Here is a 13333-nt window from a genome sequence, read left to right as displayed (position 1 = left end):
CGCCAACAGAATCGAGGAATAACGACAATGAGTGACCAGGCAACCCAGTCCCAGGCCGGCGCCGAGACCCCCATGGTCGAGATGCGCGGCGTCAACAAGTGGTTCGGCGACTTCCATGTTCTGCGCGACATCGACCTGGAGGTCAAGCGTGGCGAGCGTATCGTCATCTGCGGCCCCTCGGGGTCCGGCAAGTCGACGCTGATCCGCTGTATCAACCACCTGGAGGAGCACCAGCAGGGTGAGATCGTGGTGGGCGGCGTGGCGCTGACCCAGGACGTCAAGCGCATCGAGCAGATTCGGCGCAGCGTCGGCATGGTCTTCCAGCACTTCAATCTCTTCCCTCACTTGACGGTGCTGGAGAACTGCTGTCTGTCGCCCATGTGGGTCCAGAAAAAGCCCCGTCGCGAGGCGGAGGCCCAGGCGATGCAGTATCTGGAACGGGTGCAGATCGCCGAGCAGGCGCTCAAGTATCCGGGTCAGCTCTCCGGCGGCCAGCAGCAGCGAGTGGCGATTGCCCGTTCGCTGTGCATGCACCCCGAGGTGATGCTCTTCGACGAGCCGACTTCGGCGCTGGATCCGGAGATGATCAAGGAGGTGCTCGACGTCATGGTCGAGCTGGCCCGCGAGGGGATGACCATGCTCTGCGTGACCCACGAGATGGGCTTTGCCAAGACCGTGGCTGACCGGGTGATCTTCATGGATCAGGGTCAGATCATCGAGGAGAATGCCCCGGAGTCCTTCTTCAACGATCCCCAATCCGAGCGTACCCAGCTGTTCCTCAGCCAGATCCTTGGCCATTGAGTAACCACCGTCATCGGGCTAGCGCTCCATTTTTGCCATGGTGGCCTGCGTCCAGAGCGTCACAAGGGCTTTACGGGAGCGTTACGATGCCGGCAGGGAGCAGCGGCTCGCGGTTGCGATGAGTGCTCAGCGGGCGTTCCTCCACCGCGGTGAGCAGAATCTGCAACGGATCGCCGTGACTCACCAGCAAGATGGTTTCACCGTATGTCTCGGCTTCCAGGGCTGCGATCACGGCGAGCATGCGATTTGCCACCCCGGTAACGCTTTCGACGCCGAAGACCTGATGGTCAGGGTCATCGGCGTCCAGGGTCCAGACGTCGGGATAGCGGCAGTCCGACAGGCCTTCGAGTTCGCCGAAACTTCGCTCGCGAAGCCCGATATCAGCGCTCAGCGGAAGGCCGAAGTGCTGGGCGATCCATTCGGCCGTTTCGGTTGTGCGGCGAAAATCGGAGTGCACCAGGCGATCCGGTGGCGGCCAGTGCCAATCTGCCAGCAGGCTTTTCAGCTGGGCATGGCCCCGGGGCGAGAGCCCGAAGTCTGACAGCCCCCGCTCCGGACGGCTGATGATAAGCCCATCGGCGTTGGCCTCGCTGTGACCGTGGCGCATCAGCAGGTAGCGGTTACGGCGGGAGCGTCTAGGGGTGGGGGGAGTGTTCGACATGCGGTGGCTCGGTCGATGGACACCTTCGGGATGCTACCCCAGATCAAGTACCGGTGCAGTTCCTGCCGCTGGGTGCGACTGTCAGGTTGACCGCGCTCGGGTCGCTTGCCACTGTTGAGTGAGTAGTTGTTGAGTGAGAAGTGCGGCCGGAGCCTGCGGCTCCGGCATCGAAAGAACCTGCATCTGGGAGTGGCTATGACGACATATATCGTGGTGGCAGACGCCGCAAGGGCGCGGATCTTCACCCGCGACGCGCTCAAGCTGGTCGAGCAGGATAGCCTTGTGCATGCGGCAAGCCGTCTGCATGAGGGCGATCTGGTGACGGACCGCGGCGCCGACGTGCACGAATCGACCTCGAACTCGGCGCGCTCCTCCGGCGGAGAGAGCACCGCTCGCACCCATGAGGAAACGATCTTTGCCAAGGAGGTGGCCGAGCGAATCTACCGGGCCCGGGTCGACAATACCCTCGAGAAGCTGATTCTGGTGGCGCCGCCGCGCTTTTTGGGCCAGCTCCGCGATAAGCTCGACGGTCCCACGGCGAAGCTGGTCATTCACTCCCTGGCCAAGGACCTCTCCAAATCCAGCCTCGAGGACATCCAGGAGGCGGTCAGCGATATGCGCTGAATCTCCGACGCGACTCTTCGCAGCAGCAGCGGGTCTGGCAATTGCCGGGCCCGCGGCCGTTGCGGCGTCGCCATCCGATGGCTCAGGGCACCGGAGGCAGAGCAATCTGGTCGCTGCGAGTGATGCCCACGGTCATCTGTCGGCACAGCTTGAGGAATTCGCGCATGCCGGTGGCCAGGTATTTGTGTCGGTGCCAGATAAAGGCGAACTGACGGCTCAGATCGAGTTCTGGCGTTGAAATCGGCACCAGGCTGCCGCGGCGGAAGGCATCGCGCAGCGCGAGTTTCGATACGCACCCGATGCCCAGCCCCGATTCCACGGCACGTTTGATGCCCTCGGTGTGCTCTAACTCCAGCAGTACGTTGAAGCGGCCGCGGCGGTGGCGGGCCGCCTGCTCAAGGGTCAGGCGGGTGCCTGAGCCCTGCTCGCGCATGATCCAGGCCTCGCGCATCAGGCTCTCCAGCTCCACCGGGCCTTTGTTGGCCAGGGGGTGGCGCGGAGAGCAGAACACTGCCAACTCGTCCTCTACCCAGGGCTGGGTGATGACGTCATCCGCTTCGCAGTGCCCCTCGATCAGTCCCAGGTCCAGTTCATGGTGGCGCACGCCCTCGATGATGGCGCGAGTATTTCGCACAGCCAGATGCACTCGGCTGCCGGGGAAGCGCTGCATGAAGTCGCCGATCAGCAGGGTGGCCAGATAGTTGCCGATGGTCAGGGTGGCCCCGACATCCAGGGTGCCGATGCCCTGGCGACCTCGCAGCAGCTCCTCTACCTCCTCGGCGCGGTCGAGCAGGGCCACCGCCTTTGGCAGTAGCTGGAAGCCCAGTGCGTTGAGCTTCAGACGCTTGCCGATGCGGTCCAGCAACTGGCAGTCGAACTGACGCTCCAGCTCGGCCAGGGCCGTGCTGGCTGCGGACTGGGATAGTGACAGGACCCGGGCCGCCCGGGAGACGCTTTCGTGCTGAGCCACGGCGACGAAGACCTCCAGCTGGCGCAAGGTGAAACGCATGACGCAAGACTCCGATGATCTATATCAAGGCGATAGATAAGGGTTATCCATACAATTCATTTAACAGATAACGCTATTTCCCTTAGAATTCAAATCAAATATTCACCGCTCATCTATTCTTTTTTGGAATAAATAGCCCTTTGCGATATCGAGGAGTCGACATGAGCAAGTTTGCTCTGGAAGAGGTGCTCAGCGTCCACCATTGGAATGACACGCTGTTCAGCTTCCGCACTACCCGCGAGCGCAGCCTGCGCTTCAAGAACGGTCAGTTTGTGATGATCGGCCTGGAGGTCAACGGCAAGCCGCTGATGCGTGCCTACTCCGTTGCCAGTCCCAACTACGAGGACCACCTGGAGTTCTTCAGCATCAAGGTGCCGGATGGCCCACTCACCTCGCGGCTGCAGCACCTGAAGGTGGGCGACCAGATCATGGTCAGCCGCAAGCCCACCGGCACGCTGGTTACCGACGACTTGCTGCCTGGCCGCAACCTCTATTTCCTCTCCACCGGCACCGGTCTGGCCCCCTTCATGAGCCTGATTCAGGATCCGGAGGTCTACGAGCGTTTCGAGAAGGTGGTGCTGGTGCACGGCGTGCGCAGCGTCAGCGAGCTGGCCTATGCCGATTTCATCCAGAAGGAGCTGCCGGCTCACGAGTATCTCGGCGAGGAGGTCAGAGAAAAGCTGATCTACTACCCCACCGTCACCCGTGAGGAATTCCCCACCATGGGGCGTCTCACCGACCATATTCGCAGCCGTAAGCTGTTCGAGGACACCGGTCTTCCGCCCATGGACCCCAAGCAGGACCGCGCCATGATCTGTGGCAGTCCGGCCATGCTCGATGAGACCAGTGCGGTGCTTGACGACCTGGGCTTCAAGATCTCCTCGCGCATGGGCGAGCCCGGCGACTACGTGATCGAACGGGCGTTTGTGGAGAAGTGACCCGGGTTCTCCGGAAACGACAAGCTTCAAGGGGCAAGTAGAAGAAAAACCGCCTCCGTGGTTCTGACCACGGAGGCGGTGTCATTTCAGGCTGGCCTGCTGCGTGCTGAGTTCAGACGGCATCTTTCCCCGTTTCGCCGGTACGGATGCGGATAACTTGCTCGAGCGGGGTGATGAAAATCTTGCCGTCACCGATCTTCCCTGTGTTGGCGACGCTGGTAATGGCGTCGATCACCTTCTCGGCCATGTCGTCGTCAACGGCGACTTCCAGCTTCACCTTGGGCAGGAAGTCCACCACGTATTCGGCGCCGCGATAGAGCTCGGTGTGGCCCTTCTGGCGGCCGAACCCCTTCACTTCTGTCACGGTAATGCCCTGGACGCCGATCTCAGAGAGGGACTCTCTCACGTCGTCGAGTTTGAAAGGCTTGATGATGGCGGTCACCAGTTTCATGGTTGGACTCCTCGTCTGTTCGGTGCGGTGGCAGAGCCACCTGCGTGCGCCTGATTGCTCTCTAGCATACACCGCGGCGGGCGGGATGAAAAAAGGCCCCCGAAGGGGCCAGGAGGAGCACGCCAGCTCACTCGGTGAGAGCCGCCATCATTTCTTGGCGACGCTGAACTCTGGGTAGGCCTCCATGCCGCACTCGGCAAGGTCGACGCCCTCATACTCATCTTCTTCGCTGACACGGATACCCATCACCGCCTTGAGGATGCCCCAGACGATCAGGCTGGCAATGAAGACCCAGGCGAAGATCCCGACGATGCCCAGCAGCTGCGCGCCGAAGGTGGCGTCGCCGTTGGTCAGCGGCACGGCCAGCAGGCCCCAGATGCCGACCACACCGTGCACCGAGATGGCGCCCACCGGATCGTCGATCTTCAGCTTGTCCAGACTCACGATGGCGACCACTACGATCACACCACCCACGGCACCGATCAGGGCGGCGCTCAGCGCGGAAGGAGCAAGCGGTTCGGCAGTGATAGCCACCAGGCCGGCCAGGGCGCCGTTAAGGGTCATGGTCAGGTCGGCCTTGCGGAACCATAGCTTGGCCAGGATCAGGGCGGCGATCACGCCGCCAGCGGCCGCGGCGTTGGTGTTGACCAGCACCTGGGCGACGTTATTGGCAGAATCGACGTCGGAGACTTTAAGCTCTGAGCCACCGTTGAAGCCGAACCAGCCCATCCACAGGATCAGGGTGCCCAGGGTAGCCAGCGGAAGGTTGGCGCCGGGGATGGCATAGATGCTGCCGTCCTTTCCATACTTGCCCTTGCGCGGGCCCAGGAGCAGCACGCCCGCCAGGGCCGCCGCGGCGCCTGCCATGTGCACGATGCCGGAGCCGGCGAAATCGGAGAAACCGGCGGCGCTGAGCCAGCCACCGCCCCAGGTCCAGAAGCCCGAGACCGGGTAGATGACCGCGGTCATCACCACGGTGAAGGCCAGGAAGGCCCACAGCTTCATGCGCTCGGCCACGGCCCCCGAGACGATGGACATGGCGGTGGCCACGAACACCACCTGGAAGAAGTAGTCGGCGCGCATGGAGTAGTAGGGAGCGTCATCGCCGCCGGCCAGCACCGCATCGGCGCTGTTCTCGGCGCCCAGCAGGAAGCCCAGGTTGGGCAGGATGCCGCCCTCGGGGCTGGAATACATGATGTAGTAGCCCACCAACAGGTACATGGTGCAGGCGATGGCGAACAGGGCCACGTTCTTGATAAGGATCTCGGCGGTATTCTTGGAGCGAACCAGGCCGGCTTCAAGCATCGAGAAGCCGGCGGCCATCCACATCACCAGGATGCCGCAGATCAGAAAGTAGAAGGTATCGAGTGCGTAGCTAAGCTCTGTCAGTTCACTCATGGCAATTTCTCCAGGCAGTGGGCAATCAAACGGCGTCGGGACCGCGTTCACCGGTGCGGATACGGATGACGTCCTCCAGAGGCGTCACGAAGACCTTGCCGTCGCCAATCTTGCCGCTGTTGGCGGCGCTGCAGATGGCATCGAGGACGGTCTCCAGGCGGCTGTCGTCCACGGCGACTTCCACCTTGACCTTGGGCAGGAAGTCGACGACGTACTCGGCCCCCCGGTAGAGTTCGGTGTGGCCTTTCTGGCGGCCGAAGCCTTTGACTTCGGTGACGGTGATGCCCTGGACACCGTTGTCGGCCAGCGCCTCGCGGACGTCGTCCAACTTGAATGGCTTGATAATTGCGGTGATGAGTTTCATCCCTTGTCTCCCCGGTTACGTTGGGTATCGGCACGGCGGCCGCATATTCCGGTACTGCGTAAAACGTGCCATTTCGTTTTAAATACCATTTAAAACAGGAAATTAAAGCGATGTTCCGGCCTTTCATGCAGTGCATTGGATAAGAGGGGTAGGGCTTGTGCACCTTTATGGTGCGCTGCCCGGGTGCATGGGCAACATTCTGGCGCGTTGGCAGGGCATGCGTTTGCGGCGGGCGATGGGTATCCTGTAGGAGGCATTTCACACGTTGAGGAGAGACCCATGGTGAGCCATGACCGTATCGGCCGACTGGCCCAGCAGATCGGCGAGCGACTGCAAGGCGCGTCCCAGGCGCCGGAAGAGGTACAGAAAGGCATTCAGCAGGTGGTGAAGGGCGCCTTCGACCGCTTGGAGCTGGTCTCCCGAGAGGACTTCGATATTCTGATGGATGTTCTGCAGCGCACCCGTGCCCGAGTGGAGGCACTGGAGCAGCAGGTGGCAGCGCTCGAGACGTTGATCGAGGAACGCACCGCCGAGGTGCCGGCGGCGTCAGCGGACGTCTCCGAGGCCGAGACGCCCGAGGAGGATGCCGGCGGGGGTGAGTCCGACCGCTGAGCCTTGTGGGCAGGGCAGGGCAGGGCAGCGAGCACTGGGCTAGCCTGAAGACAATACCCTTGGCGAGGGAACGCCCATGACGCTGGCGATTGTCCATACCCGTGCGGGCCTCGGTCTCGAGGCACCCGAGGTGCAGGTGGAGGTGCATCTAGCCAATGGTTTGCCGGGGATGACCCTGGTAGGCCTGCCCGAGACAGCGGTGAAGGAGAGCCGCGAACGGGTGCGCAGCGCTCTGGTCAACGCCGGGCTAGACTATCCCCTGCGCCGCATCACTCTTAATCTGGCGCCCGCCGACCTGCCCAAGGAGGGCGGTCGCTTTGATCTGCCCATCGCCCTGGGGCTGCTGCTTGCCTCGGGACAGCTTCCCCCGACGGCCCTGAAGGACACCGAGAGCGTCGGAGAGCTGGCGCTGGACGGCGGGTTGCGTCCAATCTCTGGCGTGTTGCCTCTGGCCCTGGCCACTCGACATGCCGGGCGCCGTCTGATCGTGCCCCGGGCCAATGCCGATGAGGCGGCGCTCGCCGGCGATCTCGAGGTCCTGCCCGCCGACCATCTGCTTGAGGTGGTCGCCCACCTGCTGGGGCAGACGCTCATCACACCCCATCGTCTGTCGCGTCCGCCGGAGGCGGCCACATCGTTGCCTGACCTCGCCGAAGTGCGTGGCCAGTATCAGGCGCGCCGCGCGCTGGAGGTGGCCGCCGCGGGATCTCACAACCTGCTGTTCGCCGGGCCGCCGGGCACCGGCAAGACCATGCTGGCCAGCCGTTTGCCGGGCATCCTTCCGCCGCTTACTGATGAAGAAGCCCTGGAAGTGGCGGCGGTACGTTCGGTGAGTGGGCTGCCCCTGGCCGCCGAGTGGGGGCGGCGGCCCTTCCGCGCACCTCACCATACGGCCAGCGCTGTGGCTCTGGTAGGGGGCGGTTCGAAACCTCGTCCCGGCGAGATCTCGCTGGCCCACCACGGGGTGCTGTTCCTCGACGAACTGCCGGAGTTCTCGCGTCATGTCCTTGAGGTCATGCGCGAGCCCATGGAATCGGGCCAGATTCATATCGCCCGGGCCAGCCATCAGCGTCGATTTCCTGCCCGCTTTCAATTGGTAGCGGCTATGAATCCTTGCCCCTGCGGCCACCTGGGCGATCCGCGTCAGGCCTGCCACTGCACGGCAGCCCAGATACAGCGCTATCAGGCGAGGCTATCAGGGCCGCTGCTCGACCGCATCGACTTGCAGGTCGAGGTCCCGGCGCTGCCGCCGGAGCAGCTCACCGCGGCCACTACGGGGGAGTCCTCGGCGGTTGTGCGCAGGCGCGTGGTCTCTGCCCGAGAGCGTCAGCTGGCGCGAGGGGCGCTCAACGCTCACCTGGCGGGACGAGAGCTGGAGGCGGCCTGCGATCTATGCGTCGCCGATCGAGCCTGGCTGGCGCAGGTGCTGGAGCGGCTAAGGCTCTCGGCACGGGCCTACCATCGGGTGTTGCGGGTGGCCCTGACCCTGGCCGATTTGGCGGGCGAACCTAAACCGGCCCGTGAGCACCTGATCGAGGCGATCGGCTATCGCCAGTTGGATCGATTGCTGAAGGGGTGAAGGTCGAGAGCGGGAAACTACTAGAGGGCCGTGGCGTCCAGGGCACCCTGAAGGCTCTCTTCCCACATCACCGACGCTCCGTCCGGTCGACGCAACACCAGGGTCAGCCGGTAGGGCAGAAGCTCTCGATCCGATAGTCGCAGCCGAGGGCCGTCGGCCATCAGGCGGCTCTCCAGGCGCCATTGATTGGCGCCGCCCCCCGTGCCCATGCTCTCGGTCCAGTCCAGCACCTGAGGGCCATCGCTCACCGCCAGCAGCGCCCGGCTGAGGCTTTCCCGGAAGCGTTCCTGGCCGATGCCGAGTTCGCCGTTCACCTCCGGGTTGGCCAGCAGTAGCACCTGGTTGCCGGGTGGGTGTGGCAAGGTGGGCGCCTGCATCACGCGGCTGGCGGCACGTTCACCCAGGTTGAGCAGGGCTTGGCGCAGGGTCTCGGGACGGTCAGGCGCGGAGGCGCAGCCGACCAGCAGCAGCGGGAGCACGGCCAGTAAGGAAAGGCGGCGAGCGTTCATGAGGTGTCGGTCTCCTGACGGGAGGCGATCGGCTCCAGGGAGTCGATGAAGTGGTCGAGGGTCTCGAATAGTGCCTGGCGAATAGGTTCGGCCTCGTTGACCAGGTGGTGTCGCGCTTCAGGGTGGCGGTGGATCTCGGCATTGGGGAACTTACGCTCCAGCACGGCCAGGTTCCACTCCCAGTCGACGGTCAGGTCCTGTTCGCCTTGCAGGATCAGGGTCTTCACCGGATTGGGGGGAAGAGCGAGCAGCCTCGGCATCCACCGGCGCATGGCGCTGACCCAGCCGATGGCCACGCGGTCGGCCTGCAGTGGATCGCCATCGCGCAGGAAGTCGGCGAAATCGTTGTCAGTGGAGTTGGCGCGGAACTTGCGGGGGATGGAGCGAACGAAGGGCCCCACCAGCAGATGCAGCCAGCTTGACTGGTTCCACCCCCAGGGGCGCACCAGCGGTGCCAGCAGGGCCAGGCCGGCCCAGTGGCCGTCGTCACCGCGGGTTAGCGCATCGGTGGCCAGTATCGCCGCCCCGGTGCTCTGACCTACCCCGATCCAGGGGCGTGGGGCCAAGTTTCTTTCCTCCAGATGCTGCTGAAGGGCGCGCAGGCAGCCGCCGTAGTCGTCGAAGTCGTCGATGGAGGCGCGAGCCCCGCTTGAGAGGCCGTGGCCGGGCAGATCCCATAGCACCACCCGCCAGTTGCGGTCGAGCAGACGCTCCAGCAGGTGGCGATAGAGCCCCAGATGATCAAAGTAGCCGTGCACCACAAAAGCGGTACCAACCGGCGCGGCAGGGCTCCATATCTGAGTCCAGAGGCGAAAGTTGTGAGCATCCACATAGCCTACGTATAGACCCACATGCTCGACGAGCAGGGGCGCTAGGCCGTAATGGCCCAGGTAGCGTTCCAGATGATCGTCGCTGAGTTCCGCCGCGGCCGGTGTGACCAGGCGCACGGGCCCCAGCGCCTGCAGTGGGGTGAAGTCGCTCATCGTATCCTCCGCGGCGCCCCGCAATGCTAGCCCCAAGCGTGGGCTGACACCATGTAAAGCGGGCACCTTGTTGGTCCCTGCCTTATCTTTTGGTCTAGCCGAGCGAGATCCCGGCGCTTTTCGGGTTTACATATGGAAGCATTTTCCACAAAATCGATGTTACGAAGTAACTCCACCCCTTTTTCCGGCAGCCTGGCATGCGCCCCGTCGGCTGCCAAGCACGAGGAGATCCAACATGACCGAACGTGTGACTCGCCATCGCCTCCAGGTGGCCGCCGAGCTGGACCGCTTCATCAGTGAGCAGGCGCTTCCGGGTACCGGCGTTGACGCCGGAGCGTTCTGGGCCGGCGTCGATGCCCTCTTCCACGATCTGACCCCAAAGAACCGCGAACTGCTCGTCGAGCGTGATCGCCTGCAGGAGCGGCTAGATGCTTGGCACCGTGAGACCCCGGGTCCGGTGGGTGACATGGCTGCCTATCGCGCCTTCCTCAAGGAGATCGGCTACCTGGTCGATGCCCCGGCCAAGGTCTCGGTGACCACCGCCAATGTTGACCGTGAGATCGCCGTCCAGGCTGGTCCTCAGCTGGTGGTGCCGGTGAATAATGCCCGTTATGCCCTGAACGCTGCCAACGCGCGCTGGGGCAGCCTCTACGACGCTCTTTATGGCACCGATGCCATCTCCGAGAAGGACGGCGCCGAGAAAGGTTCCAGCTTCAACCCCAAGCGCGGCGAGAAGGTGATCGCCTATGCTCGCGGCCTGCTGGATCGCGCCGCTCCATTGGCGACCGGCTCTCACCGCGATGCTGTCAAGTATGTTTTGCGTGATGGCCATTTGGTGGTCAGCCTTGAAGGGGGGCGCGAGACCGGCCTCAAGGATCCCGGCAAGCTGGTGGGCTATACCGGCGAGGCGCGCAGCCCCGACTCGGTGCTGCTGGTCAATCACGGCTTGCACCTGGAGATTCAGATCGATCCGACCCACCCGATCGGCAAGACCGACCCGGCCGGCGTCAAGGATGTCGTGGTCGAGGCAGCGCTGACCACCATCATGGACTGCGAAGACTCTGTGGCCGCGGTGGACGCCGAGGACAAGGTCGGCGTCTACGGCAACTGGCTGGGCCTGATGAAGGGCGACCTGGAAGAGCAGGTGGAGAAGGGCGGCAAGACCATCACTCGCCGCCTGCATGCTGACCGCGAGTTCACCACCACGGATGGCGGTACGCTGACATTGCCGGGCCGCTCTCTGATGTTCGTGCGCAACGTCGGCCACTTGATGACCACTCCAGCGGTGCTCGACGCCGAAGGCAACGAGCTGCCCGAGGGCATCCTCGACGCCATTGTCACCGGTCTGCTCGCCTTGCATGATCTCAAAAAAGGCGAAGGGGAGCCGCGCAACTCCCGAGAAGGCTCCATGTACATCGTCAAGCCCAAGATGCATGGGCCGAAGGAAGTGGCCTTCTCCAGCGAACTCTTTGGCGGTGTCGAGGACCTGCTGGGCATGGCTCGGAACACTCTCAAGATGGGCATCATGGACGAGGAGCGCCGGACCACGGTAAACCTCAAGGCCTGCATTGGTGAGGCGGCCTCGCGGGTGGTGTTCATCAACACTGGTTTCCTCGACCGTACCGGCGACGAGATGCACACCGCCATGGAGGCGGGCCCGATGATCCGCAAGGGCGACATGAAAGGTGCCGCCTGGATCCAGGCTTACGAGAAGAACAACGTTCAGGTCGGTCTGGCCTGTGGCCTGCGCGGCCGCGCCCAGATCGGCAAGGGCATGTGGGCCATGCCCGATCTGATGGCCGCGATGCTGGAGCAGAAGATCGGCCATCCCAAGGCCGGTGCCAACACCGCCTGGGTACCATCGCCCACTGCGGCCACCCTGCATGCGTTGCACTACCATCAGGTGGACGTGACCGGTATCCAGCGAGAACTCGAAGCCAAGGGCGAACCGGATTATCTGGATGACCTGCTGAGCGTGCCAGTGGCCGCGGAGGCCAACTGGTCCGAGGAGGAGCTCCAGCAGGAGCTCGACAACAACTGCCAGGGCATCCTCGGCTACGTGGTTCGCTGGGTCGAGCACGGCGTGGGCTGTTCCAAGGTGCCAGACATTCACGACGTTGGCCTGATGGAGGATCGCGCTACGCTGCGGATCTCCAGCCAGCATATCGCCAACTGGCTGCATCATGGCGTGGTGGATGCCGCGCGCGTGCAGGAGACCCTGGAGCGCATGGCCAAGGTGGTCGATCAGCAGAATGCGGACGACCCGACCTACACGCCGATGAGTGCGAACTACGAGGGCTCCAGCGCGTTCCAGGCGGCCAGCGATCTGATCTTCAAGGGGCGCGCGCAGCCTGCTGGCTACACCGAGCCGCTGCTGCACCATTGGCGCGCCGTGCACAAGGCGAAGTAATACGCCTTGTTCTGGCTTTCGGGCCTTGGTGCCTAGCGCCCCCGCGGTAACGCCGTGGGGGCGCTGTCATTAGGGCTCAGTCATTGAGGCGCTGTCATTGAGGAGGTTGAGATGCACTACGTTCGAGCACTGTCATGGGCGCTGCCGGTCGGCTATGGTGGGGCCAGTTTTCATGAGCTACAGCAGGGAGGCCCGTTATGACCGTGATGACCGCCGCCACCATCGAGGATTTCCTCGACGAGGTATTCCCCCAGCGTATCGGGACCATCGAGGCCGTCGATCACATGCGCGCCACCATGAGTCTGGCCATAGACGACGAGCATCTGCGCCCCGGCGCCAGTGTCTCCGGACCGACCCTGATGGGACTGGCCGATGTCTGTCTCTATGTGGCGATTCTGGCTCAGATCGGGCCCGAACCCATGGCGGTCACCAGCGACCTGCACTGCCGCTTCCTGCGCCGACCCCGGGGAGATCGAGACATCATTGCTACCGCACGCATCCTCAAGCTGGGTCGGCGCCTGGCGGTGGGGGAGGTACAGCTCTTCTCCGCCGGTGACGAGGCGCCGGTGGCGCTGGTCACGGCCACCTATGCCTTGCCGGACTCAGAGTGATCAGTTGCGGGGCGCTCTGACCACGCAGAACGCCAGCGCCAGCCAGCCGGCGATCTTCAGCACCCCGCCGAGGGGAGTGATCATGCCAAGCCCGCCAAGGCCAGTCAGCGCCATGGCGTAGAGCGATCCCGAGAAGAGCAGCATGCCCGCCGCCCACAGCCCCATAGCCAGCCGCTGACCCGACAGCGGCAAGGTGGCCCGCCAGGCCAGCACGGCCAACATCGCCAGGGTGTGCCAGGCCTGATAGCGGACCCCGGTCTCGAAGGCCGCCGCCAGGCGCGGTGCCAGCTGTCCCTCCAGGGCGTGGGCGCCAAAGGCTCCTGCCATTACCACCACAGCGCCCGACAGGGCTGCGCCCAGCCACCAGCCTCGGTCCTGCATCT

At 63.9% G+C, this 13333-nt stretch carries 15 protein-coding genes; 7 read left to right on the top strand and 8 right to left on the bottom strand.

What is annotated here, in order from left to right; genetic code table 11:
- Window positions 1–72 precede the first annotated feature (72 nt).
- Window positions 73–801 carry an amino acid ABC transporter ATP-binding protein gene (locus tag ACFODV_RS06605; RefSeq protein ID WP_379757253.1) on the top strand — a complete coding sequence of 243 codons (729 nt, stop codon included), beginning with the start codon at window positions 73–75 and terminating at the stop codon, window positions 799–801.
- A gap of 70 nt (window positions 802–871) precedes the next feature.
- Here ACFODV_RS06605 and ACFODV_RS06600 read toward each other — a convergent pair whose 3' ends face one another.
- A complete protein-coding gene (locus tag ACFODV_RS06600; RefSeq protein ID WP_379756522.1) occupies window positions 872–1462 on the bottom strand; it encodes a histidine phosphatase family protein in 591 nt (196 codons plus the stop codon).
- A 195-nt stretch (window positions 1463–1657) separates the two neighbouring features.
- On the opposite strand from ACFODV_RS06600, the gene ACFODV_RS06595 reads away from it, so the two are divergent.
- On the top strand, window positions 1658–2086 hold the full coding sequence (locus tag ACFODV_RS06595) for a host attachment protein (protein ID WP_379756519.1): 429 nt from the start codon (window positions 1658–1660) through the stop codon (window positions 2084–2086).
- 82 nt (window positions 2087–2168) lie between these two features.
- Here the strand turns inward: ACFODV_RS06595 and ACFODV_RS06590 are convergent, their stop codons facing one another.
- Window positions 2169–3095 (bottom strand): LysR family transcriptional regulator, encoded by a 927-nt coding sequence (locus ACFODV_RS06590; protein ID WP_379756516.1) that lies wholly within the window; start codon window positions 3093–3095, stop codon window positions 2169–2171.
- A gap of 161 nt (window positions 3096–3256) precedes the next feature.
- On the opposite strand from ACFODV_RS06590, the gene ACFODV_RS06585 reads away from it, so the two are divergent.
- Entirely contained in the window at window positions 3257–4033 is a 777-nt protein-coding gene (locus ACFODV_RS06585; protein WP_379756513.1) for a ferredoxin--NADP reductase, read from the top strand.
- A gap of 112 nt (window positions 4034–4145) precedes the next feature.
- Here ACFODV_RS06585 and glnK read toward each other — a convergent pair whose 3' ends face one another.
- From glnK to ACFODV_RS06570, 3 genes are all read right to left on the bottom strand, one after another.
- A complete protein-coding gene (gene glnK / locus ACFODV_RS06580; protein WP_379756510.1) occupies window positions 4146–4484 on the bottom strand; it encodes a P-II family nitrogen regulator in 339 nt (112 codons plus the stop codon).
- Between the two features lie 147 nt (window positions 4485–4631).
- Window positions 4632–5882 carry an ammonium transporter gene (locus tag ACFODV_RS06575; protein WP_379756507.1) on the bottom strand — a complete coding sequence of 417 codons (1251 nt, stop codon included), beginning with the start codon at window positions 5880–5882 and terminating at the stop codon, window positions 4632–4634.
- A gap of 25 nt (window positions 5883–5907) precedes the next feature.
- Complete coding sequence (locus tag ACFODV_RS06570; RefSeq protein WP_253447610.1) at window positions 5908–6246, bottom strand: P-II family nitrogen regulator; 339 nt, start codon at window positions 6244–6246, stop codon at window positions 5908–5910.
- Between the two features lie 279 nt (window positions 6247–6525).
- On the opposite strand from ACFODV_RS06570, the gene ACFODV_RS06565 reads away from it, so the two are divergent.
- Together ACFODV_RS06565 and ACFODV_RS06560 are read left to right on the top strand one after the other, a co-directional pair.
- Window positions 6526–6858 carry an accessory factor UbiK family protein gene (locus ACFODV_RS06565; protein WP_379756504.1) on the top strand — a complete coding sequence of 111 codons (333 nt, stop codon included), beginning with the start codon at window positions 6526–6528 and terminating at the stop codon, window positions 6856–6858.
- Window positions 6859–6934: 76 nt separating this feature from the next.
- A complete protein-coding gene (locus ACFODV_RS06560) occupies window positions 6935–8437 on the top strand; it encodes a YifB family Mg chelatase-like AAA ATPase (protein WP_379756501.1) in 1503 nt (500 codons plus the stop codon).
- Between the two features lie 20 nt (window positions 8438–8457).
- Here the strand turns inward: ACFODV_RS06560 and ACFODV_RS06555 are convergent, their stop codons facing one another.
- Both ACFODV_RS06555 and ACFODV_RS06550 read right to left on the bottom strand, forming a co-directional pair.
- The gene (locus ACFODV_RS06555; RefSeq protein ID WP_379756498.1) at window positions 8458–8946 is read right to left on the bottom strand and encodes a hypothetical protein; all 489 of its coding nucleotides are present in this window, start codon (window positions 8944–8946) and stop codon (window positions 8458–8460) included.
- Window positions 8943–9929 carry an alpha/beta hydrolase gene (locus ACFODV_RS06550; RefSeq protein ID WP_379756496.1) on the bottom strand — a complete coding sequence of 329 codons (987 nt, stop codon included), beginning with the start codon at window positions 9927–9929 and terminating at the stop codon, window positions 8943–8945. Before ACFODV_RS06550 ends, ACFODV_RS06555 begins: the two co-directional genes overlap by 4 nt.
- A gap of 235 nt (window positions 9930–10164) precedes the next feature.
- On the opposite strand from ACFODV_RS06550, the gene ACFODV_RS06545 reads away from it, so the two are divergent.
- Window positions 10165–12339, top strand: coding sequence for a malate synthase G (locus ACFODV_RS06545; RefSeq protein WP_379756493.1), 2175 nt, complete (start codon window positions 10165–10167; stop codon window positions 12337–12339).
- Between the two features lie 197 nt (window positions 12340–12536).
- Entirely contained in the window at window positions 12537–12950 is a 414-nt protein-coding gene (locus ACFODV_RS06540; protein ID WP_379756490.1) for a PaaI family thioesterase, read from the top strand.
- On the opposite strand, the gene ACFODV_RS06535 is transcribed toward ACFODV_RS06540, so the two are convergent.
- The gene (locus tag ACFODV_RS06535) at window positions 12951–13331 is read right to left on the bottom strand and encodes a DUF423 domain-containing protein (protein WP_379756487.1); all 381 of its coding nucleotides are present in this window, start codon (window positions 13329–13331) and stop codon (window positions 12951–12953) included.
- Between the last annotated feature and the right edge of the window lie 2 nt (window positions 13332–13333).

Origin of the sequence: Halomonas tibetensis, assembly GCF_042643535.1 — a bacterium.
GTDB classification, from domain to species: domain Bacteria; phylum Pseudomonadota; class Gammaproteobacteria; order Pseudomonadales; family Halomonadaceae; genus Halomonas; species Halomonas tibetensis.
The sequence above is the reverse complement of the archived record's forward strand: the minus strand, read 5'-3'. Positions and strand labels throughout refer to the sequence as shown.

Bases quoted from the DNA above. Each gene is read 5' to 3' on its own strand.
- ACFODV_RS06600 (WP_379756522.1), bottom strand. From the start codon at position 1,462: ATGTCGAACACTCCCCCCACCCCTAGACGCTCCCGCCGTAACCGCTAC.
- ACFODV_RS06570 (WP_253447610.1), bottom strand. From the start codon at position 6,246: ATGAAACTCATCACCGCAATTATCAAGCCATTCAAGTTGGACGACGTC.
- ACFODV_RS06535 (WP_379756487.1), bottom strand. From the start codon at position 13,331: ATGCAGGACCGAGGCTGGTGGCTGGGCGCAGCCCTGTCGGGCGCTGTG.
- ACFODV_RS06575 (WP_379756507.1), bottom strand. From the start codon at position 5,882: ATGAGTGAACTGACAGAGCTTAGCTACGCACTCGATACCTTCTACTTT.
- ACFODV_RS06550 (WP_379756496.1), bottom strand. From the start codon at position 9,929: ATGAGCGACTTCACCCCACTGCAGGCGCTGGGGCCCGTGCGCCTGGTC.
- glnK (WP_379756510.1), bottom strand. From the start codon at position 4,484: ATGAAACTGGTGACCGCCATCATCAAGCCTTTCAAACTCGACGACGTG.
- ACFODV_RS06565 (WP_379756504.1), top strand. From the start codon at position 6,526: ATGGTGAGCCATGACCGTATCGGCCGACTGGCCCAGCAGATCGGCGAG.
- ACFODV_RS06595 (WP_379756519.1), top strand. From the start codon at position 1,658: ATGACGACATATATCGTGGTGGCAGACGCCGCAAGGGCGCGGATCTTC.
- ACFODV_RS06590 (WP_379756516.1), bottom strand. From the start codon at position 3,095: ATGCGTTTCACCTTGCGCCAGCTGGAGGTCTTCGTCGCCGTGGCTCAG.
- ACFODV_RS06540 (WP_379756490.1), top strand. From the start codon at position 12,537: ATGACCGTGATGACCGCCGCCACCATCGAGGATTTCCTCGACGAGGTA.
- ACFODV_RS06560 (WP_379756501.1), top strand. From the start codon at position 6,935: ATGACGCTGGCGATTGTCCATACCCGTGCGGGCCTCGGTCTCGAGGCA.
- ACFODV_RS06555 (WP_379756498.1), bottom strand. From the start codon at position 8,946: ATGAACGCTCGCCGCCTTTCCTTACTGGCCGTGCTCCCGCTGCTGCTG.
- ACFODV_RS06545 (WP_379756493.1), top strand. From the start codon at position 10,165: ATGACCGAACGTGTGACTCGCCATCGCCTCCAGGTGGCCGCCGAGCTG.
- ACFODV_RS06585 (WP_379756513.1), top strand. From the start codon at position 3,257: ATGAGCAAGTTTGCTCTGGAAGAGGTGCTCAGCGTCCACCATTGGAAT.
- ACFODV_RS06605 (WP_379757253.1), top strand. From the start codon at position 73: ATGGTCGAGATGCGCGGCGTCAACAAGTGGTTCGGCGACTTCCATGTT.